General features: G+C 69.3%; 21 protein-coding genes and 1 pseudogene. 7 read left to right on the top strand and 15 right to left on the bottom strand.

Going from position 1 to position 26,011, the window contains the following annotated elements; all coding sequences use genetic code 11:
* The first annotated feature begins 27 nt into the window (after positions 1-27).
* From AB0A97_RS40585 to AB0A97_RS40600, 4 genes are all read left to right on the top strand, one after another.
* Positions 28-1,671: a transposase family protein gene (locus AB0A97_RS40585; RefSeq protein WP_361160836.1), complete on the top strand. Its 1,644-nt coding sequence runs from the start codon at positions 28-30 to the stop codon at positions 1,669-1,671.
* Positions 1,668-2,411 carry an ATP-binding protein gene (locus AB0A97_RS40590; protein WP_361160839.1) on the top strand — a complete coding sequence of 248 codons (744 nt, stop codon included), beginning with the start codon at positions 1,668-1,670 and terminating at the stop codon, positions 2,409-2,411. Before AB0A97_RS40585 ends, AB0A97_RS40590 begins: the two co-directional genes overlap by 4 nt.
* The gene (locus AB0A97_RS40595) at positions 2,404-2,826 is read left to right on the top strand and encodes a hypothetical protein (protein WP_361160842.1); all 423 of its coding nucleotides are present in this window, start codon (positions 2,404-2,406) and stop codon (positions 2,824-2,826) included. Before AB0A97_RS40590 ends, AB0A97_RS40595 begins: the two co-directional genes overlap by 8 nt.
* Before the next feature lie 228 nt (positions 2,827-3,054).
* Positions 3,055-3,537: a hypothetical protein gene (locus AB0A97_RS40600; protein WP_361160846.1), complete on the top strand. Its 483-nt coding sequence runs from the start codon at positions 3,055-3,057 to the stop codon at positions 3,535-3,537.
* A gap of 32 nt (positions 3,538-3,569) precedes the next feature.
* Here the strand turns inward: AB0A97_RS40600 and AB0A97_RS40605 are convergent, their stop codons facing one another.
* Positions 3,570-3,773 carry a terminal protein Tpg-like protein gene (locus AB0A97_RS40605; RefSeq protein WP_361160849.1) on the bottom strand — a complete coding sequence of 68 codons (204 nt, stop codon included), beginning with the start codon at positions 3,771-3,773 and terminating at the stop codon, positions 3,570-3,572.
* 1,051 nt (positions 3,774-4,824) lie between these two features.
* Between AB0A97_RS40605 and AB0A97_RS40610 the strand changes: the two genes are divergently transcribed.
* The 3 genes from AB0A97_RS40610 (at position 4,825) to AB0A97_RS40620 (ending at position 6,429) form a co-directional block, all read left to right on the top strand.
* Entirely contained in the window at positions 4,825-5,658 is an 834-nt protein-coding gene (locus tag AB0A97_RS40610; protein ID WP_361160852.1) for a hypothetical protein, read from the top strand.
* A gap of 141 nt (positions 5,659-5,799) precedes the next feature.
* Positions 5,800-6,102 (top strand): hypothetical protein, encoded by a 303-nt coding sequence (locus AB0A97_RS40615; protein WP_071892561.1) that lies wholly within the window; start codon positions 5,800-5,802, stop codon positions 6,100-6,102.
* 6 nt (positions 6,103-6,108) lie between these two features.
* The gene (locus AB0A97_RS40620) at positions 6,109-6,429 is read left to right on the top strand and encodes a hypothetical protein (RefSeq protein WP_071892558.1); all 321 of its coding nucleotides are present in this window, start codon (positions 6,109-6,111) and stop codon (positions 6,427-6,429) included.
* A gap of 154 nt (positions 6,430-6,583) precedes the next feature.
* On the opposite strand, the gene AB0A97_RS40625 is transcribed toward AB0A97_RS40620, so the two are convergent.
* The 14 genes and pseudogenes from AB0A97_RS40625 to AB0A97_RS40690 form a co-directional block, all read right to left on the bottom strand.
* Positions 6,584-8,344: an ABC-three component system protein gene (locus AB0A97_RS40625; RefSeq protein WP_361160856.1), complete on the bottom strand. Its 1,761-nt coding sequence runs from the start codon at positions 8,342-8,344 to the stop codon at positions 6,584-6,586.
* Positions 8,322-8,588 (bottom strand): ABC-three component system middle component 6, encoded by a 267-nt coding sequence (locus tag AB0A97_RS40630; RefSeq protein WP_355368122.1) that lies wholly within the window; start codon positions 8,586-8,588, stop codon positions 8,322-8,324. Before AB0A97_RS40630 ends, AB0A97_RS40625 begins: the two co-directional genes overlap by 23 nt.
* Entirely contained in the window at positions 8,585-9,520 is a 936-nt protein-coding gene (locus AB0A97_RS40635) for an ABC-three component system protein (RefSeq protein WP_361160859.1), read from the bottom strand. The genes AB0A97_RS40630 and AB0A97_RS40635 overlap by 4 nt, the downstream gene beginning before the upstream one ends.
* An 80-nt stretch (positions 9,521-9,600) precedes the next feature.
* A pseudogene (locus AB0A97_RS40640) lies at positions 9,601-10,371 on the bottom strand (helicase associated domain-containing protein); the annotation flags it as partial.
* A 17-nt stretch (positions 10,372-10,388) separates the two neighbouring features.
* A complete protein-coding gene (locus tag AB0A97_RS40645) occupies positions 10,389-11,579 on the bottom strand; it encodes a TniQ family protein (protein WP_361160862.1) in 1,191 nt (396 codons plus the stop codon).
* Positions 11,576-12,562 (bottom strand): ATP-binding protein, encoded by a 987-nt coding sequence (locus tag AB0A97_RS40650; RefSeq protein WP_361160865.1) that lies wholly within the window; start codon positions 12,560-12,562, stop codon positions 11,576-11,578. Before AB0A97_RS40650 ends, AB0A97_RS40645 begins: the two co-directional genes overlap by 4 nt.
* A 116-nt stretch (positions 12,563-12,678) precedes the next feature.
* Positions 12,679-14,835: a transposase gene (locus AB0A97_RS40655; RefSeq protein ID WP_361160867.1), complete on the bottom strand. Its 2,157-nt coding sequence runs from the start codon at positions 14,833-14,835 to the stop codon at positions 12,679-12,681.
* A 5-nt stretch (positions 14,836-14,840) separates the two neighbouring features.
* Positions 14,841-15,674, bottom strand: a complete 834-nt coding sequence (locus AB0A97_RS40660) for a TnsA-like heteromeric transposase endonuclease subunit (RefSeq protein WP_361160870.1) — start codon at positions 15,672-15,674, stop codon at positions 14,841-14,843.
* A 109-nt stretch (positions 15,675-15,783) separates the two neighbouring features.
* Positions 15,784-17,550 (bottom strand): ABC-three component system protein, encoded by a 1,767-nt coding sequence (locus tag AB0A97_RS40665; protein WP_361160872.1) that lies wholly within the window; start codon positions 17,548-17,550, stop codon positions 15,784-15,786.
* Positions 17,528-17,794, bottom strand: a complete 267-nt coding sequence (locus AB0A97_RS40670; protein ID WP_361160875.1) for an ABC-three component system middle component 6 — start codon at positions 17,792-17,794, stop codon at positions 17,528-17,530. Before AB0A97_RS40670 ends, AB0A97_RS40665 begins: the two co-directional genes overlap by 23 nt.
* Positions 17,791-18,726, bottom strand: coding sequence for an ABC-three component system protein (locus AB0A97_RS40675; RefSeq protein WP_361160878.1), 936 nt, complete (start codon positions 18,724-18,726; stop codon positions 17,791-17,793). The genes AB0A97_RS40670 and AB0A97_RS40675 overlap by 4 nt, the downstream gene beginning before the upstream one ends.
* Positions 18,727-18,811: 85 nt before the next feature.
* Complete coding sequence (locus AB0A97_RS40680; RefSeq protein ID WP_361160881.1) at positions 18,812-22,012, bottom strand: helicase associated domain-containing protein; 3,201 nt, start codon at positions 22,010-22,012, stop codon at positions 18,812-18,814.
* Between the two features lie 175 nt (positions 22,013-22,187).
* The gene (locus AB0A97_RS40685) at positions 22,188-24,857 is read right to left on the bottom strand and encodes a Helicase associated domain protein (protein ID WP_361160884.1); all 2,670 of its coding nucleotides are present in this window, start codon (positions 24,855-24,857) and stop codon (positions 22,188-22,190) included.
* Positions 24,858-24,870: 13 nt separating this feature from the next.
* The gene (locus tag AB0A97_RS40690) at positions 24,871-25,584 is read right to left on the bottom strand and encodes a hypothetical protein (RefSeq protein ID WP_361160887.1); all 714 of its coding nucleotides are present in this window, start codon (positions 25,582-25,584) and stop codon (positions 24,871-24,873) included.
* Between the last annotated feature and the right edge of the window lie 427 nt (positions 25,585-26,011).

Consider the following 26,011-nt stretch of genomic DNA (forward strand, 5'->3'; position numbering starts at 1 on the left):
TCCGGCGCGCACGGGGAGGGCCCGGGCGTGCGGGGAGGCCTGCCTTCCTCCTCCCTGTCGGCGCTGCGCGGCCCTGCCGTGCGCCGGCTGCTCGCCCTGCGGCAGGAACAGAAACTGACAACGCGGCATGTGCGGCTGATGGCTCAGTCGTTGGAAGTGACCGAGCGCACGGTGTGGCGGTGGCTGGCCGCTGCCGAGCGTGACGAGTCAGCGGCTGCAGAGCCCGGGGCACGGGCCCAGAGCAAAGACCGCTTCTCCGTCACCCCCGAAGTGCGCCGTCTGCTGGCCTTGTGGAAGGGAAACGTCGCAGCGGTGCATCGTGAGCTGACTGCTCGCGCGGCCAGGGGCGAGGGGGAGCCGCCTCCGTCGATTCCGACGCTGCACCGGGCGATCCACCGGGATCTGTCGCCGGGGGAGCGGGCGGGGCTCGCGGGTGGGGAGCGGGCGGCGCGTAAGCATGATGTGTTCCTGGCCCGGCCGCGGGGCTGGCGCAATCAGGTGTGGGAGACCGACCACGTCCAGGCCCCGGTGCTGGTCGATGTCGAGGGCAGGGCCCGCAGGCCGTGGATCACCTGGTTCACCGACTGCGCCACCAACGCGATCACCGGCGTCGCCGTGACGCCGGCGCATCCGTCGCGGGAGTCGGTGCTGGCCGCGCTGCGCTCCGCGGTCCTGCGCGAGGACCCCTACGGCCCGTTCGGCGGCCTGCCCGAGAAAGTGCGAGTCGACCGCGGCAAGGACTTCCTGTCCAGGACGGTGACCGCCGCGTTCGATCTCCTGGACGTGACGGTGGAGGACCTGCCCGCCTACACCCCGCACCTCAAGGGCACCGTGGAGGGCCTGAACCGGTCGGTGGAGAGCATGTTCCTGGCCGCGCTGCCCGGCTACGCCCGCCAGCCGCGCCCCGGCAAACGGCCTTCCCGCCCGAAGGACGAGGTACTGCTCGGCTTCGAGGACTTCACCGCCCGGCTGCTCGCCTGGGCGCTGTGGTGGAACACCGAACACCAGCCCGCGCCGTTGCGGGGCAGGACTCCGCTTGAGGCGTGGCAGGACGATCCCACCCCGCTACGGGACGTGGCCGCGGCGGATCTGTGGACGTTCACCCTGGAGGACGCCGGCACCCGCACGCTGACGACCCGCGGTATCCGCTTCAGGAAACGTGACTATGTGGGGCCGTGGATGACCGGTCAGTCCGGGATCCAGGTCCGGGTCCGCTTCATGCCCCACCACGACCACCGCATCGAGGTCTACCACGCGGCCACCGGCCGCTACCTCGGTCCTGCGGACCTGGCCGACCAGGCAACCGAGGAACAGGTCAGCGCTGTGCGGCGGGCACGGGCCGCCCGCGCCCGCCGCCTGAAGAAGGACCTGGAGGGCTCACAGCGCGAGCGCTACGCAGCCGTGAACCAGCCCGAGGCCCCCCAGCGGCTCGGCACCCTGACCACCGCGCAGGCCGAGGCCGAGCTCTCCCAGGCCGCTGGCGCCGACCTGTCCGATCTGGCGATGCCGGACCTCATCCCGCCCGCCGCGCCCCCAGCCGACTGGCGCACCCCGCCATCCCTCGTCACCCGGACCGCGCCCGGCCAGCCTGCTTCCGTCCCGTCCGAACCTCCCCCCGGGCGTGTGCCCGGATCGACTGCTCAGACCACTGAAGACGGAGACGCCTCGTGACCGCGGCCACCTACCAGTACGTCGACCTGCCCGACGCCTCCGTGGTCACCACCCGCGCCCTGCTCACCGCGCGGGAGAACATCGGCGATACGGTCGCTGCCCGCGCGATGATGTGTATCCACGGCGGCGCCGGCTTCGGCAAGACGCTCGCCGTCAACACCTGCTTGCGTAAACTTGAACCCGGCGAGGACGTCCGCAAGATCACCTTCCGGGCCCGTCCCACCGCCCGAGCGGTGCGCTACGAGCTGTTCACCGCGCTCGACCTGGCTGGCGAGCCGCCGCGCCACCCCAGCGAATTCGACCGTCTGCTCAAGACCGCCCTGGCCGAGCGCCCCCGCACCTTCCTCGTCGACGAGGCCCAGTGGCTCAACGGGGAGGCGTTCGAGTACTTCCGCTACCTGTGGGACGAGCCCTCCACCCAGCTCGCGATCATCTTCGTCGGCGGTGAGGGCTGCCACACCGTGCTGCGCCGCGAACCGATGCTCTCCTCCCGGATCTTCATCTGGCAGCACTTCACCCGCCTCACCCCCAGCGAGGTCCTCGACGTCATCCCGCTGTTCCACCCGATCTGGGCCGACGCCGACCCCGAGGGCATCACCTTCGCCGACAGCCACGCCGCGCACGGCAACTTCCGCGCCTGGGCCCAGTTGACCGCCCACACCCGCACCGCCCTGGCACGCACCGGCCGCCCCCGGGTGGACCAGGAACTGCTGCGCTGGGCCTTCAGCCGCCTTGGCTGACCACCACACCGCCACGCCTCCCGCCGCGCGGCCGCCGTCCCTCGTCGTGGTCATCGACCGCCATGACGACGTCATCCACACCCACACCGCCCTGGCCGCCCACCACCTGCCGTCCGGACGGATCACTCTGCACCCCGGCCCGGGCACCACCAGCGAGACGGGCCTCGCCCACGACCTTCTCGCCGCCCTGGGCAAACCGCCCCTGCTCACCGGCCGCTTTCCCGCCGGGCGTCAGCCCGCCTGGGAAGCCGCTGCCGCCTGGATGACCGCCCTGCCCGTCACCCGGCTGACCGTTCTGCGCGCCCACCGCCTCACCGCCCGCCGCATAATGCGCCTCCTGGAGCTGCGTGCCCTCACCGGGATCCACCTGACCCTGGTCTGCCACCGCCCCCACCTTCCCGCCGCCCTGCACTAGGCCCTGCAGACGGCCGACTACTCCCTCACCACCGACCTCGACGCAGCCCGCCGCCACTACTACGGCACACCAGTCACCGAACCCCCACTCGCAGACGAGCCCGCCGGGCCGACCGGTCCGTGGCTCACCCTGCCCGCACTGGAACGCCTCGTCTCCTACGACAGCCCCCGCCCCTGCACCGACCCGTGCACCCCGCCCCCGATCATCTGGCGGCACCGCCCACCGCCCGTGCCTCTCACCGCACACACCGCCCAGCGAGTCGCCCACCGCCTCCACGCAGCGACCGCACATCCTCGCCTGGCCGCGGCCATCGCCTCCGCGCTGTTCACCGGTGCCTCCCTCCAGCAACTCGCCGCCGCCCGCCCCCGCGACTACGACACCGCCGCGGCCACGCTCGCCCTCCACGACCGCGCCCGCTACACCGACGGCTGCGCCGCCCACCCCGTACCGCCCTGGGCCAGCGTCTTCCTGCAAGCGGCGGCCTGTTTCACCCGGCTCGTTTCCGGCGAGGACCAGGAACTGCTCGCCGCGCCGGGCGACCGTGCACATCTCCTGTGCGTAGCGGAGACGGCCAAGCTGCGCCCGCCCCAGCCGCCCGCAGCCTGCCGCAAAGCACCGGTCGGCCGTGTGGAGTGGGACTGGCGCGAGCGGCAGGAAGCCGAGCGGTACGAAGCGGTGCCGACCAGTCGCGTCAGGCCCTCACGACGCTGAACACCCTGACCTGGTGATGCGACGGGCCAGGCTCAGCCGATCGAGAAGTCGGCGAACTCGACGTCGCTGAAAGCGATGTTCAGACCGTGGGCCCGGCGGCCCCATTCGCGAAAGTAGGCGTGCCCCAACGCACGGGCCAGGATCACTGTCTGCTGCTGCTCGCCCGCGCCGGCATCCCGAGCGGCGAACAGCTCCCGAGCCACCTCGCCCGGCAGATCCTGGGTGATCCACCGCACCCGCGGATCGTCCGAGGAACCTGCCGCAGCAGCAAATCCGAACCGCGCCCTGGTATGGAAGACGAACCCCTCCGCCTCGGCCTGGGCACGCCGACGGGCCCGCACCCGGGGCTGCCACCGAGCCAGGACTGCTTCCTCGATCGCCCGAACCTGCGTCGGCCCCGGAGGGCGACGCGCTCCTGGCCTCTCCGTCACCCACCGCTGCATAGTGCGCTGCGAGACCCCCAGCACTGCGGCCACCTGCCGGGTGGAACCCCGGTGCGCTGCGAGCAGAAAACGCAGGCGGGCCCCGGTGCTTGAGGGAACGGGCCGGGTGTGCAACGCACGCTCCAAACCCTCCTCGATCTGTCCCATGCCCGCCTCTCGAAGCGGCCAGCCGGCAGGGCCGACACATGCAGTCCGTTGCGTCAGTTCTCCCACGTCGTCTGCCCCGGCCTGCCAGTTTCTGCAAACTCCAGACAGCGCTGGCTGACGCAGGCTACGAGCCGCCCCTGGTGAGTATCAGCGATAGGCCGAAGGAGCGGGTCACGACGGAACGCGACCGGCATCCTAGTGCTGTCATTCTGGTACCGAGCCCAGGGCGCGGCGGGTGAGCTAAGCTCCGCCGGCATCCGGGGCGATCTCCGCAGGGCAAGGCCTCGGGCGCTCGGGACGGACGGCCCTGCGGACGATCGGCCCGCGAGCGAGACCGGCATCCTGTCCGCCTTCGGCGGCGCCGGCTGGAGCGGCTACAGGGCCCCTGTGCGGGCCCGATGGCGGAGGGCACGTTCGGGGGCGGAGGAGGGGCCCCTGGGCCCCTCAGGGGGCCTTCGCGGGTTTCTGGCGAAGCGGGCGGCAGTTTCTGCCTCGGAGGATGGTTCCCGTGCCGGGGACCCACGGGTTCAGCGCTGCGCCTTCTGACCTCACCTACTAGTGTCATTGACATTGAGCTCGTCACTGTCATCGTCAGATGTCATCGTCACTCGTATCCTCCAGACACCCGCTACAGCGTCTGAACTACGGAAGTTGGATTGTTTGCCCTGCGGGGTGCCCGTCCGGCATGTTCTGTGGTGTGAAGCAGCAGACATCCCAGAAGCCGGTCGCCTCTCCCGCCCAGACGCGGGAAGCCCTCCTCGAGCGGGCCGCGCGCGACTTCGCGCCCATCCGGCGGGCGTTCGTGCAGAAGAAGCGAGACGAGGCGGACCGGTCCAGCCGACTGGCCGAGTTCGTCACCAACGGAGACGTGCGCGGCCTGCGCGCCTACCTGTTCATCGTCGCGATCACCAGCGCCGAGACCGCCGAGTCGGGGTGGAGCACCACCCTCCCCGGCATGGTGTGGGCCAGGGCCTTCGGCACCACGGAGGACGCGACGCCGGCCTCCGCCCGCACGGCGGTGACCAAAGTCCTCAAGCGTCTCGAGGAACGCCGCCTGATCACCTACGAGCGGCCCAAGGGAACCTGGGACATCCAGGTCACGCTGCTGCGCGAGGACGGCAGCCTCGATCCGTACACCCGGCCCGGCAACCAGAACCGCGACGCCTACCTGAAGATCCCGTTCGAGCTTTGGCGTACCGGCCTGATCGACCAGCTCGGCCTCCCGGCCCTGGCCATGCTGCTGACGGCCAGCTGCGAGCCGGCCTTCTTCGAGCTTCCGACTGAGCGGATGAAGGAGTGGTACGGGTGGTCGCCCGATACCGCCGAGCGCGGCTTCCGGCAGCTGGCGAAGGAGGGCGTGCTCCAGGTCCACAAGACCTACATCGCCGCCCCACTCAGCCCGACCGGGACGGCCGAGGTCAACCGCTACGTGCTGCTCCCCCCGTTCATCGCACGCTCCGCGCGGAAGAAGGCGCCCTCCACGGAGAACACCGTCGAGACCACAGGTGATGCCCAAGCCCTTGGGCATTGAGGAGAGGAGAAACCCGAAAGTGGGAGTTACCCACTTTCCCCAAATGCGGGTACCTTGGTGCTAGGCGCTGGAAGGCTTGCCTCCCGATCGGAGGAGGCATGAGCCGTGGAGAGCCTTCCGGGGAACCGAGGGAGCACGCACATGACCGCCATTCACGAGCGCGAGGAGTTCGAGATCGTCGCCGAGACTGAGGTCGACAGCCGCGGACGAGTTTCCCTCGGCCGTGCCGGAGCCCGTCCGGGCCGCCGGTACCGGGTCGAGAGCAACCCGGACGGCGTGCTGTTGCTGACCCCGGTCGTCTCCATCCCGGAGCGGGAGATGCAGGTGTGGAACGACCCGCACCTCGCCGAGCGCATCCGCACCGGGATCGAGCAGGCCAAGGCTGGCAAGACCATCGACCGCGGCGACTTCTCGCACTACCTCGACGAGGACGACGAGGACTAGAACCAGGTGCACAGCCTCCGCTTCACCGAAGACGCCGACGAGACCCTCAACCGCCTGACCGTCGGCTCGAAGGCCGACCCGGCCAAGCTCAAGAAGGTCAACAACGCACTCGCCCGCCTGCAGGCCAACCCGCGCCACCCCGGCCTGCACTCCCACCAGTACGAGAACTTCCCCGGGCACGCCTCGGAGAAGGTCTGGGACTCCTACGTGGAGAACCACAACCCGAGCGCCTGGCGCATCTACTGGATGTACGGGCCGGACGAGAGGAACGCGGCGGGGGAGACGATCTCGGTCATCACCGTCCTCGTCATCGGCCCCCACCCGTAGAACAGTGCTGAAGGGGGAGATCAGCAATTGCTGATCTCCCCCTTCAGCCTGTCCGGCACCCGAGCAGGTGGTGAGCGACGTCAGATCTCTCCGTCGGCGGCCCGGCCACAGCCGCAGACTGAGCAGCGTGGCCGGGCGCGCGTTATGGCAGTGGCTACGCCTTGCCTGCGGCTTTGAAGCGGAAGCCGAAGAGGCCGCCCTCTTCGTCGTCGGTGAGGCGGGGACTGCGGATGTGGGGTTCGGGGTTGAATCCGCGCTGGGCAGCGGTGCTGAGGGTGTCGGTGTTGAGGGTGACGATGTACTGCATGTGTTCCTCCTCCGTGACTTCGGCCGCGAGCGCGAGAGCTCGTGCGACCTGCCGTTCATCGACGCCGTCGTAGAGGTGGCTGTCGTGAACGAGGAAGTCAGGGCCGCGGCCGTGGCGGTGTGCGAGGACGGCCAGGGTGAGGTCGAAGCAGAAGATGACCATGTTGTTGATGCCGCGGCTGTCGTCGGCGTCGATGCGGGGCGTGATGCTGAGGCTGGTCCGGCCGGCCTCGATGGCGAGGTAGGCTTCGCGGCCCTCGCCATACAGGCGCTGGGCGTACCGGGAGAACAGCAAGATCGCTTCGTCTGTCTGCTGCCGGCGCTCTCGGAGGTCGAGGTCGACGGCCTGCTGCAGTTCAACGCTCTTGGCGGTGATCTGGCGGGCGCTGGCTTCAAGGGCTTGCGCTGCGTCGAAGCGGTGGCGAAGAGCACCGAGAGCGGCCTCCTCCCGACCAAGGGCTGTCTGCAGAGCGGTCAGCGCTTCCAGCGCTCCACCGTCCGCCAGCTCGCGCAGGAGGCGAGCCTGGTCCTCGCCCAGGTCGGCACGCTCCTGACGCCGGGCGGCCAAGCGGTCCGTGAGTTCCTGGATCTCCTCCTCCAGGAACCTGCGCCGATTGCGTACGACGGAGTGGTGGAACGCCTTGACGTCCTCGAAGCGACGCCGGACCTGGTCGTTGAGGATGACCCCGAGCTCGCGGTAGGCCGGCTCAAGGTAGGACACCTCGACATCGGTGGTCTCGGCGACGGCGCCCTGGAGTTCTTCAAGGTTGTGCTGGTCGATGACGTCGTCCTGGGCGAGCTGTTTGATCCGGCGGCTTACCTGGTCTGCACGCTCTTTGAGGCGCTCGTACTCAGGGACCACCTGGAAGGCGGCAACCTGCGCCCGCAGCCGTTCGACCTGTGCCTCAGCGAGAGTGATCTGGCCCCTCAGGTCGGCCGTGGACCCGACGATCCGTCCCCATACGGGATCGTTGACGGCCTTCCTCAGCTGATCTCTGGTTGCCTTGCGGGCATTGAGCTCGCGGTATCCGTTGACCAGCTGCCAGTCCAGCCCCAGGAGGTAGGCCAGGTTCGACGATGCCTCCGCAGCGGCCTGTCGGGAGAACGTCCGGGTCGGCTCGTTGAAGCCATGAGCCGAAACACGGCGGATGAGGAACGACAGGAGCGTGCGACCGCTCACTCCGGGATGGTCGCCCTCCAGCCCGAAGAGGTCCCGCTCGATGTTGCGATTCCACTGCTCAACGGACAGCTCGACGTCCGGGCCGTCCGTGAAGAGCGTGTCGGTCGGCACGCCGGATACGTCCCGGCTCAGCGACACGACCTTGGGACTGTCTCCGCGCCGTCGTACCTCAAGGGGACTGTCCTGCCCTGGCCAGTCCATAGCAAGGCTGAAGGCGATGTGGCGCAGGGCCTTGTTCGTTGCAAGCGACCCGGAGGATTTGGCTCCCAGAAGGAAGTGAACGAGTTCGATCACGCTCGACTTGCCGGCACTATTACGGCTGTCGGTCTCAGCCGACGACGAGGTGGTGTCAGCGACCAGCAGGTTCAGTCCCGGCGAGAACTCCACCGTATTGAACCGCGCGTCGTCAGCGCTCAGACGGCGCAGCATCCGTACTCCTTGCGACGAGAACGTCCTGGACCAGCTCCACCGCACCCATGGCGAAGAGGATGTCCAGGGCCAGAACGAACCACTCGAACGATACCGGCGAGGTATGGGCCTGATCAGCGCGCCAGCTCTTCAGCCTCGCCCACGTCTGACTGACGGTCCGCGGTTCATCGAGCTGGAGGAGAACCTGCGCGCCGACAGCGAGCAGGCAGCGGTCAGGAGCGAGTCCCTTCGTCGGAGTGATCACGCAGTCAGCCCGATGCCCGGCTGCCAGCCAGCGGGCGGCGTCTCAAAGATGTCGCATCGTTCGAAGAAGTGCGCCAAGACAACAAGGGCAGCGCGCAGCACCTTCGGTCGCGGCTGGGCGTTCCCCAGAAAGTACATCTTGAGCTGCCAAAGGATGTCGTCGGCGTCGCTGTAGTCGCGACGCACCTGCTGGTAGTACAGGCGGAAGCCCTCCGCGACCTCGTCGTGTTCCAGCTCGCTCCGGGTGCCAGCGTAGAACGCGTCTACCAGGTAGCTCTGTCGCATGCCTCGGAGGAGGTCCTCCCGATCCGCTCCTTCGATCCGGTTGAAGTCCAGCTTCTCCACCGGCACGTCGGGCAGGGACATCAGAGGGTTGGACGCGGCGCGGATGTCCTGCAGCTGCTTCAGCAACGGCGCCAGGTCCTCCATCCCGATGCCGAACGTCGTGTCCTTGATGGGGATCTCGCAGCGGAGGACGTCCTCGGCCGCCATCTGATCAAGCTGCATGCACTCGTGCCACAGCCGCCGGGTGCCCATCTGCTCGAATCGCAGCGAAGGCATGCTGTTCCGCGCGCTCGCCAGCAGAGACGTCACTTCCGGATGCACACCCCGCCTGTCGTTGTGCACGAAGACAAAGGTTTCGAATTCGCCGTAGCGCTTGGCGACCGCCCCTGAGAGGTCTCCGTCAAACTTCTTGCGGATCTTGTCCGGCTTCACGGTTTGCGGTGCGTAGCAGGCGTACAGCTTTCGCGAATGCAGGCTGAGGCCATCGGCCGACCTGTCACCCAGGCTGCCAGCCGTGCGCACGTCGAGGAAGTCTGGATAGCGCAAACACATCAGCCGATGGAAGAAGTCCTCGAACTCGTTCTCGTAGAGCTCCGCCATCAACTCGAGGAACTTGACATGTGCATACATCCGCTGCTCAAACCGCATGAACCCCCCTGGCGCACAGAGCTGCCAGCGTAGCTGTGTGTAACTAGACCCAACACCCTTTGATCAGATCCTGTGGTGGCTCATGCCCAGTCGACGCCCAGCTCCCGCAGCGCGCCCAGCTGCTCTGGGGTGAGCTTGTCGCGCCTGGACTTGGTGTTGGAGACCCATACGCCCAGTTTCACCACTACCGGCTCCTCCCCGTCCACGGCGGTCTCTTCGCTGTGGCCGCGCGGTACGGGCCGGTCGCCTTCTCGCTCGATCCACTGTGCGAGGGCCGTCAGGCCGCGCTGGAATGCCTGCTGTGCCTTGCTCGGGCCCTTCGTCGTGCGCGTGGCCGTCGGGGTGGGAGACGGGGCCTGATCGCCCTGTACGCCCAACGCGGTCAGCCGCTCCCGCTGCTCGGGCAGGAGCTGCGCCCAGGTGCCCGGCTCCTGCTGCCGCCACCGCCACGTTCCGATGTCATCGCCCTCGAAGGTGACGCCCGGCGCGATGTAGGGCAGAACGCCGTCGGCGTCGACGAGGTCGGCGAGGACGCGGTAGTGCCGTTGCCAGTCCAGCGGCCAGGAGCAGTCCCAGTCCGGGTCGATCGCGGTCAGCTGCTTCGCGCGCTCCGCCGCCCGCTCCGTGTCCTTGCCGAGGCCGCCCTTCCTGCGGAGGTTGGCCATGTGCTGCCCGACGGGCACCAGGCCCTCGGCGTCGCTCTCGCCCCACATGGTGTCCTGCCGGGGCGCGAGGTGTCCGGTGGCCCGCCGGTAGGACCGCAGCGCGGCGAGCTTGTTCTCCCAGGCTTCTTCGCCCGGCTCCCACACCATCCCGGCTTCCGGCGCGTCCAGCAGTTCCTTGCGCCGCTGTGACGGAGCGGTGATGTTTAGGGGGCGGGAGTGCTGTGGTCTGGTGTCCCGTATTTGATGTGGGACTTGGGGCGGCTGAAGCGGTTGCGTTCGGGTGTGATGGGGGTGGGCTGGGGGCGTGTTCGGTTTGGTTGTTCGGGTGGTTGGTCTGCGGCCCGGTAGTTGTGTGGGATTGATCTTGGTTTTCTCGTAGGTGTGGTGGCGCGTCTGTGGGCGGTTGCGCTCTGTGGGGTTGGGGTTGTGGATGCTGGACAGCGTGTGTGGGTGAGGAGGGCCCGGAGGGGATCGTTGGCGTTGCTGGCCAGGCGGGGCAGTCCGAGTCGGTGGGCGATGAGGCTGAGGGCGTTGTCGGTGGTGCGGTGTGGCTGTTTCGGCAGGGTGGCGAGTGTGCGGGCGAGGGCAACGGTTTCGGGGTAGGTGACCAGGTCGCGGGCTAGCAGGGCGGGGGAGGCGTTGCTGGTGGTGGTGAGGTGGGGGTTGGTCGCGCAGAGCTGGGTCAGGCGGGTGTGCCAGCGGTGGGTGAGGTGTTGCTGGTGGTCGTACCAGCGGGTGGTGATGGCGCGCGCTGCGGTCCAGGCGGTGGCGGCACGTGGGTGCCGTAGGAGGCGCTGGTGGGTGTGGTGCGCGGCGGAGAGTTCGGGCACGGCCCCTGTGCGAATGGGGGAGGTGAGCCGTGGGTCGGGGGCGGCTTGGTGGTGGCGCGGGCATACGACCCGGTGCGGCGGTGGATGAACCCAGGCGGTGTCGGTGGCGTTCTGGCTGTGGTGGCGGGTGCACAGGGTGCAGGCGCGGACGGGCTGCTGCCCGGCCTCGAGCCGTTTCCAGCGCGCGGTGGCAGCGGTGTGGTGGGCGTCGTCGTCGGGGACGAGCCGGGGCAGGGCGCGTGTCAGGTGGGGTAGTGGTGTGCGGGTCAGGCCGGCGAGGTGCTGGGCCGCGTTGTGGTTGAGGTGGAGTTCGGCCGCTGGCAGGGTGCCGTGGCGGTGGAGGGTGATGCCGGCGCCGTGGAGGAGATGGGGCAGCCTCAGCCGGTAGGCGGCGGCGAGGCGTTGCGCATAGGAGGCGGTCGCTTCGCCGGGCAGTGGCCGTAAGCGGAGCACGCCCGGTGCGGCTGACGGGACCTGCAGCCATGCCTGCGTGGTGAGGACGCCGCGCTGCTGCGCGGGGATGGCTGCGGCCGCGGCACGGTCCGTGACGTCTGTCCGGCTCACGGGGTGCTGGTATTCCGGCTCCGGGGCCGGGTGCGGGGTTGGTAGTGCTGTTCGGCGAGGTGGTCGAGGCGGATGGCGTCGAGGGTGGTTTTGGTGATGCGTTCGGTGCTGTCGACCAGGGCGGTGATGGCGGCCTGGCGGATGAGGCGGGCGAGGCTGCCGATGCGGCCGGCGGTGCGCTCGTGGAGGTAGGGGGCCAGCCGGGGGAGGGTTCCGGGCCGGTGGTGGCGCAGGTCGAGCGCGCCTTCCATGGCGGTGATGAGGTCGCGGAAGGGCTCTTGGTCGCCGAGGCGGGCGGGGAAGGCGGCGCAGTCGATGAGGGAGGCGCGGCCGGCGAGCTGCGCGCCGCGTACCCCGGTGAACAGGGGTGTGGTGGTGACGTCGATGCCGGCGTAGACGAAGGTGGCGCCGATGCGTTCGCTGAGGTCTTTGAGCAGGTCGGCGCTCTGGGCGCCGGTGGTGGTGCGGGGGTTGAGCCGGTGGATCTCGTCGATCATCACCAGCTGCACGCCCGCGGCGGTGTAGGTGTGGCAGACGGCGCCTGTGATCTGGGCCTGGGACATGCCGGCAGTGACGGGGATGCCGAGGTAGCGGGCGAACTCGATGGCCAGGGTCTTGGCGCTGGCGGCGGGCGGGACCAGGACGTAGGCGACCGGGGCCTGTCCGGCCGCCGCTGCAGCTCCGTGGCGGCGGGTGTGGGCGAGGTGGCAGGCGCGTCCGACCTGGAGCAGGGCGGTGGTTTTCCCGGCGCCGGCGGGGCCGGTGACGATCAGGGACGGTCGTGCGGTGACGGCCTGGTGGCGGCCGAGGATCATCAGGGTGCGCACGTTCTTGGCGAGTGCGTCGATGGCGGGGGTGCGCACGGTGACGAACCGTGAGTGGTAGGCCAGGCGTTCGGCGAGGCTGCGAGGCGGCGCGCCGGGTGGGGGAGGAGCGGCCACGGGAGTGGTGACGAAGGCCTGGAAGCCGTCCCAGGTGGTCACCGATCGCTGCTGCGGATCAGGGGTGTCATCGGTGGTGCTTGCCGCGCCCCCGGGAGACCGGTCCGCCGCCGGTGGGGCCCTGTGGGCCGGTGCATCGCTCGTGCCCGGCGAGGTGTTCACCACTGCTCGGCTTCTGCTTCGGCGTCCCACAGCCCGTAGCCGCCTGTCTCGGCCGGTGCCGCGCTTGTGCCTTCCGGATCGCCGGTGCCCGGCTCCGTGGCCGGGTCGGTGCTGGTGAGGTCGTCCAGGCTTTCGCTCCAGTCCGGTTCCGGGGCCGGTGCGGTCTCTGCTGCGAGGGGGCGCCGCTGCCCGGGCAGGTCGGGCAGCTGCACGGCCGTACCGCGGGCGCGAGATCGTTTGCGAGGGCTGGTTTCGTGTTCCGTACCGGCGGGGCTGCGGGTGCGGCGCAGGAGCTGGTCGAGGGCGTCGGCGAGGTCGGCTTCGTGCGTCTCGCGGTCTGCGCGTTGTTCGACCTCGGTCTGGATGTGGCGCCAGAGAGCGTCGTTGAAGGGCTGGTGGACGTGGTCGCGGTGGATCCAGGGGATTTCGTGGAGCTGGCCGTCGGTGAGGCGGACGAAGATCTGGCGGGCGTCGTGGGGGTTGTGGTGGACCTCCCACTTGCCGTCCCTGGCCGTGACGGGGGAGCGCTGGCTGCGGTGGGGGTCGAGGATGTCGTGGTTGTAGGTGCGGTAGTCGAGGCGGATGCCGCGTTCGGTGATGGGCTGCCAGCGAACGGGCAGCAGTTCGAGGTAGTCGGCCCCGGTCAGCGGGACGGGGACATAGCCGCTGATGGTGATCAGTGCGGCCCACATCTGGTTCGGGGTGAGGGCGGTTTTGGGCAGGACGGGGTGGCGCAGTCCGTCGTGGGGCCGGTTCTGCCAGCCGCAGGTGATCCATTCGTCGAGGAAGTCCTGCAGCTGAGGGATCGTCCACCGAGTCTCGGCCGCCGTCGCCAAGCCGCGGCGCTGGGGACTGGAGCCGGTGTGGCCGGCGACGTGCTGGCAGAACAGGTCGTTGATCGAGCCGAAGGTCCGCTCCACCACGGCCTTGGCCTGCGGCCGCCTCGGTGGAGCAGGCTGCACGCTCACCCCGAGCGTCTCGCAGGCGGCGACGAAGCCCTGCGAAAGGTAGATCTTGCCGCGGTCGACGACGATCGTCTCGGGCACGATCACCGGCCGTGCGGCCGCGCCTTCCAGGCGTTCGTCCAGCGACAGCATCCGCTCATAGGGCGCTTCGGCCCGAGACAGATGCAGCGCTGAGGGCCAGGTGGGGCGGGCGGGATGCGGAACAGCCATCTCGGCCAGGAGCAGGGCGGCGTCGACGGCTTTGGTGCTGTGCGGGCGCAGGACGGCGGCCAGGATGGAGCGGGTGGCGGCGTCGACGGCGATGGTCAGCTCCGGCCGGCCCAGGCTGCCGTCCTCGAGGACGGCCATGATGTCCAGACGGGTGGTGTCGATCTGCACCTGCTCCCCGGGCCGCAGCACCACCGGCGCCGACGAGGCGCGGGCGGGCGCGGTGGCGGTACGCGCCGGGCGTCCCGGACGGTCGGCCGGGTCGGCCAGCACGCTCACCAGCCGGTAGAACGTCGAGCGTGACGGCATCTCCACCACCCCGCGCCCGTGCGTATCCTCCAGGACCTGCCCGACCAGCACCTGCAGTCCCTTCACCGTCCCCTTCGACCGGCCACGCTGGCGCCGCAGCGCCTCCAGCACCGCGGCCACGACCCGCTCGTCGGCATACCCCGTCGGATGACGGCCGCGGGCCGGCACCGCACGCTTGTCGACCAGCCCCCACAAGCCCTGCTTGCGGTAGGCGTGCCGCATCCGCTCCACCGTCGTACGCGTCACCCGCGCGAAGCCGAGCGCCGCCAGCTCCTTCGCCTTGGCCGCATCCCGCTGCGCCAGCGTCCACCGCTCCGGGTCGTACTCCGGCCGCATCGCCTGCCCCTCGCGGCTGCCTTCAGGGTGCGGCCACCCGGTCTCCACCTCCCGGATGTGGGGCAGCCACGCCAAAGCCCGCTGCTGGGCCGCCAGCGGAACGGTCTCGAACAGCCCCCACTGCGGCACCGCGTCCGGCGCCCGCGCACCCACCACTTCGAAGCCCGGGTCGGCGAACAACCGCCCCAGCAGCAGGCTCGCTTCGGCACCGTCCTCCTGCAGCAGGTAGACCCGCTGGCCCTGCAGCGCGGCGACCTGCCAGGTCTGCCCCCGGTAGACGACGTGCGCGCCGACCTCCACCACCGGCCGCCGGCTCTTACCGTGTGTGCCGCCCACTGGGCTCAACCTCTCTCCGGATCGTTGCCGGCATTGCTCAGCCGTCCTTCGACGCCCTGTCCACGGTCTGCGTCAGCGCAGATCAGCGCCCGCTCGTGCAGCGGCTCATCGAGAGGCGCTGTCAGATACCCGCACCACAGCGCGTGATAGGCGGCTGGTAGGACCTGAAAGGAATCGCCCACCGCGGCTACGCCGTCGGTGAGCGGCCGGGGCCCGGCGAACGCTTCGGCCAGCGCGGCCCGCATCCCGGGCGGGCCCTGATAACGAGGATGGCGGTAGCCGGCCAGCCATCGCAGGTTCGCCGCCACCACCGCTGGAGGCGGCACGAGGCGCCGGTAGGACCAGCCCACGCGCGCGCACGCCGCCTCCAGGACCATCCGTGCCCGCTGCGCCCTGTCCCCGCCGGTGGTCGGGCTGGAGGGGCAGTCGGCGAGCAGGCCGGTGCCGTCGGCGTACCGGGCGAACAGCTGAGGCACCCATGAGCGCACCCGCCCGTCGGCCGTATCCCGCCACAGCAGCCGTACCGGGCGAGCGGCCAGGCCGGTCACGTCCGGATCCCGGTCCAGGACCATCAACTGGGTGCGCATCGCTGCCGAACCGTGCACCACATGCCGTCCGGTCGTCGCCGACCACCACCAGCCCGGCCCCCACCGGCGGCCTGGCATCACTGGAAACGCGGAGATCTGAGCCAGGTTCTCGAACCGTACTGATGTGACCGACTGCTCCCACGGCAGGTGCTCCACACGGCCGGATGGATCAGCAAATGCCGCATCGATGCCCGCTCCGCTATGCATGTTGACAGCCTGCTGCGAGCGCTCGCCGTCACCTTGTCGTTCCACGCCGGACAGCCAATTACGTGCCAGACGCGCTCAACCCACGAACTGGGCGCTCTCACTCGTAAGGATGACCTACCGGCCGTGACGCAGGCTTCCTGTGTGCTTCGGCGGGCTACTTCCTGCCTGCGGTTTTGAAGCGGAAGCCGAAGAGGCCGCCGGTTTCGTGTTCGTCGGTGAGGCGGGGGCTGCGGATGTAGGACTCGGGATCGAAGCCGCGCTGTGCGGCCATGCCCAGGCTGTCCGTGTTGATCGTGACGATGTACTGCAGGTTCTCCTCGGCAGTGACTTCGGCGGCGAGCTTCAGGGCAGCGGCGACTTGCCGGTCGTCGACACCGTCATAGAGGTGGCTGTCGTGGATGAGGAAGTCGGGTCCACGGCCGTGCCGGTGTGCCAGGACCGCGAGTGTCAGGTCGAAGCAGAAGATGACCATGTTGCTGATGCCGCGGCTGCCGTCGCTGTCGATGCGCGGAGTGATGGTCAGGCTGTTGCGGCCGGCCTCGATGGCGAGGTAGGCCTCACGCCCTTCCCCGTAGAGGCGCTGGGCGTAGTGGGAGAACAGCAGGATGGCTTCGTCGGTCTGCCGTCGGCGCTCCTGGAGATCGGTGTCGACGGCCTGTTGAAGTTCTACGCTTTTCGCGGTGATCTGCCGGGCACTGGCTTCGAGAGTCTGCGCCGCTTCGAAGCGGTGACGCAGTGCCTGGAGCGCTGCCTCTTCACGGCCGAGAGCCGTCTGCAGGGCCGTCAGTGCTTCCAGCGCTCCTCCCTCGGCAAGATCTCGTAGGAGGCGGGCCTGGTCCTCGCCCAAGCGTGCCCGCTCGGCGCGGCGTGATTGGAGCCGCTCGGTGAGTTCGGCGATCTCTTCTTCCAGGAACCGTCGGCGGTTGCGGACCACTGAGTGGTGGAACGTCTTCACATCCTCGAACCGCTGTCGGACTTGATCGTTGAGGATGACACCGAGCTCGCGGTAGACGGGTTCGAGGTAGTCGACCTCAACGTCGGTGGTCTCGGTGACGGCTGCCTGGAGTTCTTCGAGGTTGTGCTGGTCGATCACATCTTCCTGCGCCAGCTGCTTGATACGTCGGCTGACCTGGTCCGCTCTGTCCTTGAGACGTTCGTATTCGGGGACGACCTGGAAGGCTGCAACCTGTGCACGGAGCCGTTCCACCTGTGCCTCGGCCAGCGTGATCTGGCCCCTGAGGTCTGCGGTGGAGCCCACGATGCGCCCCCATACGGGGTCATCGACTGCTTTCTTCAGCTGAGCACGTGTCGCCTTTCGGGCGGCCAGCTGTCTGTACTCGTCGACGAGCTGCCAGTCCAGGCCCAGCAGGTAGGCGAGGTTGGAGGCGGCTTCCGGAGCGGACTGCCGGGAGAAGGTACGGGTCGGCTCGTTGAAGCCATGCGACGAAATACGCCGAGCCAGGAAGGAGAGCAGCACCCTTCCGCTCACGCCCGGATGGTCACCGCGCAGACCGAAGAGGTCCCGCTCGATCAGCTGTGTCCACCGCTCTACGGGCAGCTCCACGGATCCTGTGCGGGGGAAGATGGCACCGTCGTCCGTCCCGGTGACGTCCTCACTCAGCATCACGAATCCGGCACGCTGTCCGCCGCGGCGAACAGTGAGCGGACTGCTGAGGCCGGGCCAGTCCATCTCAAGAGTGAACGTCGTCTTCCGCAGTGCCTTGTTCATGGCGAGCGTGGTGCTTGTCGCTCGCGCTCCGAGCAAGAAATGGATCAGCTCGATCAGACTGGACTTGCCGGCGCTGTTGCGGCTGTCAGTGTCCGCGGATGAGGTGGTGGTGGACGCGACGATCAGGTTCAGGCCCCCGGTGAAGGACACCTCTTTGAAGCGCTCGTCGTCAGCGCTCAAGCGGCGCAGCATGCATGCTCCTTGCAACGAGGACGTCCTGGGCCAGCTCCACGGCACCCATGCTGTAGAGCACGTCCAGCGCCAGGACGAACCAGCCGAACGATACGGGTGAGGTGTGGCTGTGCTCGGCCCGCCAGGTCTTCAGCCGGGACCACGTCTGACTGACAGACCGCGGTTCGTCCAGCTGCAGCAGGATCTGGGCACCGACGGCGAGCAGGCACCGCTCTGGTGCAATGCCCTTGGTAGGGGTGATCACGCCGATATCCCGATCCCGGGCTGCCAGCCAGCCGGAGGCGCCTCAAAAATGTCGCACCGCCCGAAGAAGTGCGCGAGGACGACGAGGGCCGCACGCAGCACCTTCGGCCGCGGCTGTGCGTTGCCCAGCACGTACATCTGGAGCTGCCACAGCACGTCTTCCGGATCGTCCCAGTCCCTGCGCACCTGCTCGTAGTACACGCGGAAGCCCTGTGCGACCTCATCGTGTTCCAGTTCCCGCATGTTGCCGGCATAGAAGGCATCCACGAGGTGGGCTTGCCGCATCCCGCGGAGCAGATCCTCGCGCGCTTCGCCATCGAGCCGGTTGAAGTCCAGTTTCTCGACAGGCACATCTGGCAGAGGCATGAGCGGATCAGGGGAAGCGCGGAGCTCCTGAAGCTGTTTCAAGAGCGGTTCGAGATCATCCATCCCGATTCCGAAGGTCATCTCCTTGATCGGGATCTCGCATCGGAGGACGTCTTCAGCCGTCACTTGGTCCAGCTGCATGCACTCATGCCATAAGCGGCGGCTGCCCATCTGTTCAAAGCGCAGTGCCGATGTGCCCGCGGCCGCTTCGGACAGCATTGCTGTCACTTCGGGGTGAACGCCGCGACGGTCGTTGTGTACGAACACGAACGTGTCGAACTGTCCCCTGCGCTTGGCGAGCGCGCCGGCCAGGTCGCCGTCGAACTTCTCACGGATCTTGCTTGGCTTCACGGTCTGCGGGGCGTAGCAGGCATACAGCTTGCGGCTATGCAGCGTGAGACCGTCGGCTGACATGTCGCCCAGGCTGCCCGCCGTGCGCACATCCAGGAAGTCCGGGTATCTCGAACACATGAGCCGGTGGAAGAAGTCCTCAAACTCGTTCTCGTATAACTCCGCCATCAGCTCAAGGAACTTAACCCGCGCGTAGGCACGCTGCTCGTACCGCATACATCCCCCTCCTACAAGGAGCAAAGAGTAGCTCTATGTGATCACTCTCGGAAGTCTTACTGCCGAGGGGGGAGCAAGCTGCCTGTCAGCGCAGAGCCTCGGGACAGATGCCGATGCTGTTCAGCAGCCCTTGTTGGTGGGGGTGGAGCTGGTGCCACAGGTTGGTCTGTTCGCGGGCCCAGCGTTGAAGTTCGGGTGGGATGGGTCGCCCGGCGGCGCGGGTGGTGCGGTACTGGTGGTACGTGCGCTGCCAGGTGAAGGGCCAGGGCGGGTTCCACCACAGGTCGAGGATGGTGAGTTCTTGCAGGGCGTGGGCGGACAGCTGGCCTGAGCGGGCTTTGCGGCGTTGCTGCACGAGCCAGCGTCCCAGGGGAAAACCGTCCTGGTGGGTATGGATGGATACCGCGAGGTGCCCGTGCAGGGTGGCGTAGGCGCGGGCGTGGGGCAGCCCCTCACCCGTCGGGTAGCGGCGCGCAGTTGTACGGGCTTGCACAGGTATGGCGGCAGGCTCGGTGGTGCCGAGGTGGGCGAGGAGTTGCTGCTGGGCGGGGTGGAGGCTGTCCCATAGCTGTGCTTGTGTCCTGATCCAGCGGCGTTCGGTGCTGGTCAGGGTGGCGCTGTCGGTGGCGGCGCGGGCCCGGTGGTAGGCGCGTTGCCAGGCGAGGGGCCAGGGCGGGTTCCAGTAGGGGTCCAGGGCGTTGAGCGCGGTGATCCGGGCGGGTTCGATGCGCCCGGCGCGGGCGCGCTGGCGTTGGCGTAAAAGCCAGTTCCCCAGGGGGTGCCCGTTGTGGCGGGTGCGGTCGGTCACGGCCAGGTTCCCGTGCTCGGTTGCGTAGCTGCGGGCATGGGCCAGCCCGATCTCCCCCGGGGTGGCAGCAGTGAGGGACGCAGTGACGGTGCGGGCGGTGGCGGCGGTGATCCCGATGTCGGCGAGGAGGTTCTGCTGTTCTGGATGCAGGACATCGTGCCGGGCGCACTGCCGGCGCAGCCACACCGTCAGCGGATCTTCACCCTCGTCCCGGTCGCCGGGCGGGGCGTGCTGGCCGGGCAGGAGCAGCCTGCCTTCCCGCCATAGCGTGCGGGCCTGCTGGTAGTGGCGCTGCCACAGGAAGGGCCAGGGCGGATTCCACCAGGGGTCCAGCTCAGTCAGGTGCAGCCCGGGCGGCCAGGCGGCTCCCGTCGCCCGCAGGTGGCGGCGTTCCTTGCTGCGCTGTGCTACCAGCCAGCGGCCCAGCGGATGCTCCTCATGCACATAGTCGAAGGGCAGCGCCAGGTGCCCGCGTGCCGCGGCGAAGGACCGGGCGCTGGCCAAGCCGGGGGAGCCGCCCAGCCGTGCTGCGGCCTGGCTGGCAGCCCTGGCTTCCTCTGCCGTCATGGAGACTTTGCCGGCTTCCTCAGCCGTGATGCCGATACCGGCCAGCAGGCACTGCTGATCACGCTGCAGACTCCCGTACACGGCGCACTGGTGCGACAACCACACGGCGAGCTCCGCTTCGAGGCCCGGAAAGCCACGCCGCGCATCCAGTGCGTGTCCGTCCTGCACCAGCCGACGGACCTGCGCGAAGGATCTCTGCCATGACAGCGGCCAGGGCGGGTCCCACCACGGGTCCACGGCAGCAAGCGCGCGGGAGCGCTCGGTGGGCCGTGCGGCCCGGTGCGCCTTACTGCGCTGGGCCACCAGCCAGGCCCCCAGCGGATACCCCCCGTGCACCGCCCCCTTGCCGGAGACCGCCAAGTGGCCATGCTCGGCGGCATAGGCCCGGGCGTGCACCAGTCCTGTCTCGAAACGCGCCCGCATGCTGGCCCGCCGCGGCCGGGCGGTACGGGCTGCCTCGACCGTGACGCCGATGTCCGCCAGCAGCCGCTGCTGCTCAGGGTGAAGGGCGTCGTAGTGGATGCACTGCAGATACAGCCACTCACCGTTCAGCACGGCGGTCCCGGCAAACCCTGCGGCCGCAACCGGCGGACCGTACACGGCGGCGTGATCGCGCGCCCGGTAGTACGAGCGCTGCCACTGCACCGACCAGGGGACGTTCCACCACGGGTCCAAGGCCATCAGCGCCCGGACACGATCCGACGACAGCGCCCAGGCCCTGGTCTGCACATTGTGCAGCCATTCCCCAAAACGGAAGGACCCCACCATGGTGTCCTTCTGAACAGCAAGGTTCCCGTGGTCGCGCACGTACTGGCCCGCATGCGCCAGGCCGACCGTGAAGGACTCATCAGACTGGCGGTTAAGTCCCCGCCGTCTTTTGCCCTCCGCCTTCTGCCCGTCGGCCCCGACGGACACCCGCGCGGCGAGCTCGTCAACCAGCGGGCGCAAACGGTGCGCCGGAGCGACCGCCCACATCGCCTGCTCTCCGTACCCGGTGCGACGCGGCGGCCGCACGCACTGATACGCCCACGCGAACAAAGGTCCCGACACCTCGCTCGCCAGCTGTTCCCCGTACCAGGGGCGCCCCACGCAGCGCGCAACCGCCGAAAGCAGCACCGGCAGGTCGGCCAGCCGGTACGGAGCGTGCCCCCGGGCGTCGACGATCAAGCCCTGCCGGAACCCGCCATCGGCCAGCAGCGTGGCGAGCGCAACCGTCTCCGGGTACGTCACCAGCTCCCGCGCCAGGACCCGCCACACCTCCGGATCGATCCGTCCACTGCCAAGGCTCCGTAGTCGAGAGGGCCACACATGTTCCAACGGCCACTCCTGCCACCACCACGAGGCAGTCACCGCTGCAGCCACCTCGAACGCCTCCACAGCCACCGAGGAATGACGCAGCAACCTCGCATGACGACGCTGGGCCTGCACCCACTGCTCGCCCCCAGCCGGCAACCTCACCACCCGGCCGGCCGTGCCCGGCACCTGCATCAACCACCGACGGTGCAGCGCACACACCCGCTGCTGCGGCTCCAGGTACAAGCGCGCGCCCTCGGCGCGCCCGGCTGATCGCGCCGCGCACTCAGGACATGCCGGCCCCCAGGGCACAACCTTCTCCGCGGTGTGATGAAACTGCGCTGCTGGGCCTGCGATGAACCGCTTTCGAGGCTCTTCCTGTGCCCAGGCAGGCAGAGCCTGTCGCAAATGACCCTCCGGGACCCGGCACAGCTGGGACACCCGACCCCGAGCCTGCCGGTTCAGATACACCTCGCTGTCCACCCGCGTCTGACCCGTGACGTTCGACAGCCCGCCCACCTCAGCGATTGCCGCCAGCAGATCCCTGAGCCCTACGCCATAACGCGCAGCCACCCGGCTCAAGAACGACTGCGTCATCTCACCTTGCAGCGGTGCCACGCGCCACACCCCACCTGCCAGGGGCATCGATCCTGTCCCTAACGGAGCCAGCTTCCGATTCCTGCCGTCCATGCCTTGCCCGGTCCGTTGATCTGCAGCTCTCATAACCGCCAGTCGGCCTCACTCGTTATGGGTCACTCGCCACGGCTTGGCAGAGGGGCAACCTCTGGGGCTCCTACACCCACCCCACGCCCAGTTCCCGCAGCGCATCCAGCTGCTCCTGAGTAAGCCTGTCCCGCCTCGATTTGGTGTTCGAGAGCCACACTCCCAGCTTCACGGTCACCGGCGCCTCCGTGCCTTCGACGGTGAGCGCCTCTGTGTGGTTTCTGGGAACGCGGTGGTGGCCTTCGCGGGCGATGTACTGGGCGAGGGCCGCAGCACCGCGCTGGAAGGCCGCTGCCGCCTTCCCGGCCGCCTTCCCGGTGCCCTTGGCCGCCGGGGCCGCAGCGGGCCGCTCGGCGGGTTTGACGCCCAGCTCGGACAGCCGCCGCTGCTGTTCCTCCGACAGCTCCGCCCACGCGTTCGCCTGCCGCTCCAGCCACCGCCCGAGATCGTCACCGTCGAAGAGCACGCCGGGCTGGATCTCGGCCAGGACGGTGGGGCCGTCGGCGTCGACGAGGTCGGCGAGGACGCGGTAGTGCCGCTGCCAGTCCAGCGGCCAGGAGCAGTTCCAGTCCGGGTCGATCGTGGTCAGCTGCTTCGCGCGCTCCGCCGCCCGTTCCGCGTCCTTGCCCAGGCCGCCCTTCCTGCGGAGGTTGGCCATGTGTTGCCCGACGGGCATCAGGCCCTCAGCGTCGCTCTCGCCCCACATGGTGTCCTGCCGGGGGGCGAGGTGCCCGGTGGCCCGCCGGTAGGAGCGCAGCGCGGCGAGCTTGTTCTCCCAGGCTTCTTCGCCCGGCTCCCACACCATCCCGGCCTCCGGGGTGTCCAGGAGTTCCTTGCGCCGCGGCTCCAGCTCACCTGCCCGCAACGCCTTCCGCTGTTGGTGGACCCAGCGCCCAAGCGGAAAATCTTTCGTCACTCCCACTTCGACCTCAACGTCGTAGGGAACGGCGTAGAGCCCGGTGATCTCGTTCTCCGCCCGCCAATGGATGAGGGCCTGGTAGCCCTGCAGCCATACGAGGGGCTCCGGCCGGTACACCCGCGTGCGCAGGAATGCCGCGATGGTGGCAGCGTCGCGCGGGGTGGAGAAGTGCAGCAGCGCGGACTCGGCAGCGGCATCGGTGTCATCCTGCTCCTGGTCGTCGCCGTCGCTCTCGCCGCCGGCCCCGACGATCCGCCCGTCCTCGTCGCGCTGGATGTGGACCTTGCGCTTGCCGCTGGTGAGGGCACGGGAGGCGAGCTGTTCGACCATGCGCTCATCGTGCGAGCGCAGGCCCTGGAGGACCGCTACGAGCGGGCGGAAGCTGGCGCTGGCGACCATGTCCGTCGGGTCCTCGTCGGGCTCCAGGAAGACCGGCACGATGATCCTTGCGACCTTGGTGGAGCCGTCCTTGTTGAGCCGGAGCGCGCGGCCGATGTTCTGCACGATCTCCACCTGTGAGCCACGGGTGTCGGCGAAGCAGACGGCCTCCACGCCGCGCTCGCCGGTGATGTCGACGCCTTCACCGAGTACGCGTACGGAGGCGAGGAAGGCGCGGTGGACCCGGCGGCCGGCCGCGTCGATGCCGTTGGCGAACTGGCGGATCTTCTCGCGCCGTTCGGCGACGGTGTGGTCGCCGCACAGCCACGCCGCCCACACGCGGTCCGGCGGGACGTGTCGGCCTGCCTCCAGTTCGTAGAACTCCGCGTCGATGGAGGACGCGGGGAGCTTGTCGGCGGCGGCCAGGTCCTCATCGGTGGCGTCGTTGACGTACAGCTCGGCTGCGGTCTTCGGGAGCTTGTCCGCGAAGGCCTGGGCCTCTTCGACCTTCTGGTGGAAGGTCATGACGGTGCGGAGGTTGTGCGCGGCGGCGTGCTCCAGGAGCGCGGTCTGCAGGAGCGCCAGGCGCCGGCCCCGCCGGGCTTCCTCGGACTCCCCGAGGACGGGGGAGGGGTCGCGGATCTCCAGGACGTCGATCTCGAACCCGGCAAGGATTTCCCGCTCGATCGACTCGGAGAGCCCGAGCTCTGCGAGCCACGCGCCGTAGGTCCCGTTCGGATCGTCGGCCATGGACGCGATCTCCGCCTCCTGGCCGTCCGGGCCCCTCTGGGGCCGGGCCGCGGCGAGGATGCGCGGGGTGGCGGTCAGGTAGAGCCGGAAACCGGCGGGGATCCGCTGGTTGTCATGGATCGCTGCCCACGGACGGCCAAGATCACCGGCGGTTCCATGGGCCTCATCCACGATCGCGAGGTCGAAGCCGTCCATGCGCTGGCCGTACAGCCGCTCCCCGCCCGCCAGAGCGGCCTCCAGCGGCCCGCGCACCTTCCGCTGGCCCGTCGGGTCCTCTGGGGCATCCCGGTCCACCAGGGAGGCGTACGTGGCGAACACGACGACCGGCCCGTGCCCGGCCCACAGGGCGAGCTGGATCGGGTTGGTGGTGGTGCGCACCCCCAGCTCGTTCAGCACCGGGTCGTTCTCCAGCGAGCACACCGCGACCATCGGCGCGGTGTGTCCCACAGCCCGCCACGCCTGGGCGGTCTGCACGAGCAGGTCCAGGGTCGGGACCGTGACGAGGATCCGGCCGCCCGGGAAGCAGTCCAGGGCGCACGCGGCGGCCGTGATCGTCTTGCCCGACCCGGTCGCTGACACGATCGTGGCACGGGCACCCTGCGGGGGCACAGATGACCTTGCAGGAAATCCCACCCACCTGCGAAACGCGGCGCGCTGGTCTACCTGGTGTTCCTTGAGCGTAATATCTGACATTTCCTTGCCTCCCCTAATCCTGAATTCCCGTGGTTTTACAGATCGCCGCGTGCGGAAGGCAGGCCGCACCAAGGTCGTTCCAGATCGACGCATCCGCCTTGTGCCAGCCGCCCGGCTTTCCGTCCTTGAAGGGCGGCTTGTCGTCCGGGTCGTAGTGCCCGGCATCGAGCGTGCAGACGATGACGTCTCCGTCGCTGTTCACCGTTCGCGCGGTGCACAGACCGCCGGCCTCGCCCAGCGCCTCCAGCGCCCGGCGCCGCTCGGTGGTGTGCGGGTGGGTGCGCGGCAGGACGGTCTCCCGGACGAACGTCTCCAGGCGCACGAGGCCGGCCCCCTCCCGCTGGCGCACGTCCGCGATATGTACGGCCAGCTTGGCGGCCCGGGCCGACCGACCGCCGCGCCGTGACCAGTCTCGGTCCGCGATGCCCACCAGGGCCTCGCTCACGGCCGTCACGCCGTCATCCCAGCCGTCCGCGAACACCTCACCCCGGGAAGCCGGCGCCATGCCGCCCAACTCGACCACCTCGCACTGAGCTCCGGCCACAGCCCCGGCCTCCAGTGAGGCGACCAGGTCGTCCGCCTCGCTCGCAGGCACGCCCTGCGCCTCCAGGAGCGCGAACACCTTCAACCGGGCGTTCACGCCCGCCGTCTGGTACTGGCTCACTCGGCGTAAAGAATCACCGCTCAGCGCGGGATCGAGTCCGGTAGATTCATGGTGACCGGTCATCTGTAATCGTTCCTCTCGAAAATTCGGGAGGTCCCGGCGGCTCCGGTGGTGTCCCGTGTTTTCGCCAACGCTACATGCTGCATCACTCTGATGCACGCGCTACACTGAAACCCGACCCGAACGAGCAACCCCCACCCCCACAGTCAGCCGGACCCGCGGAGCGGGTCTTCGGGAAGTGAAGGCGCAGCCGTAACGGACCGTCAGGGCGGGGGAGCGCAGCGGACCCGCCCCGGAGTGCGCAGCACTCCGCAACACCCCCCCACAGGAGACCCCACAAGCCGCACCAGGCACACCCCACCCACCAGGCCGCGCACCGCGCGGCCGTGGGGGGGGGGCCGGGGCGGGGCGCCCCGCCCCCCCGCGCCCCGCCCGGGGGCGGCCCCCCCGCGCCAGGGGGGGGGGGGGGGGGGGCGCCGCCGGGGGTGGG

The sequence above is a fragment of the Streptomyces sp. NPDC045470 genome, from assembly GCF_040646595.1.
Lineage (GTDB): Bacteria > Actinomycetota > Actinomycetes > Streptomycetales > Streptomycetaceae > Streptomyces.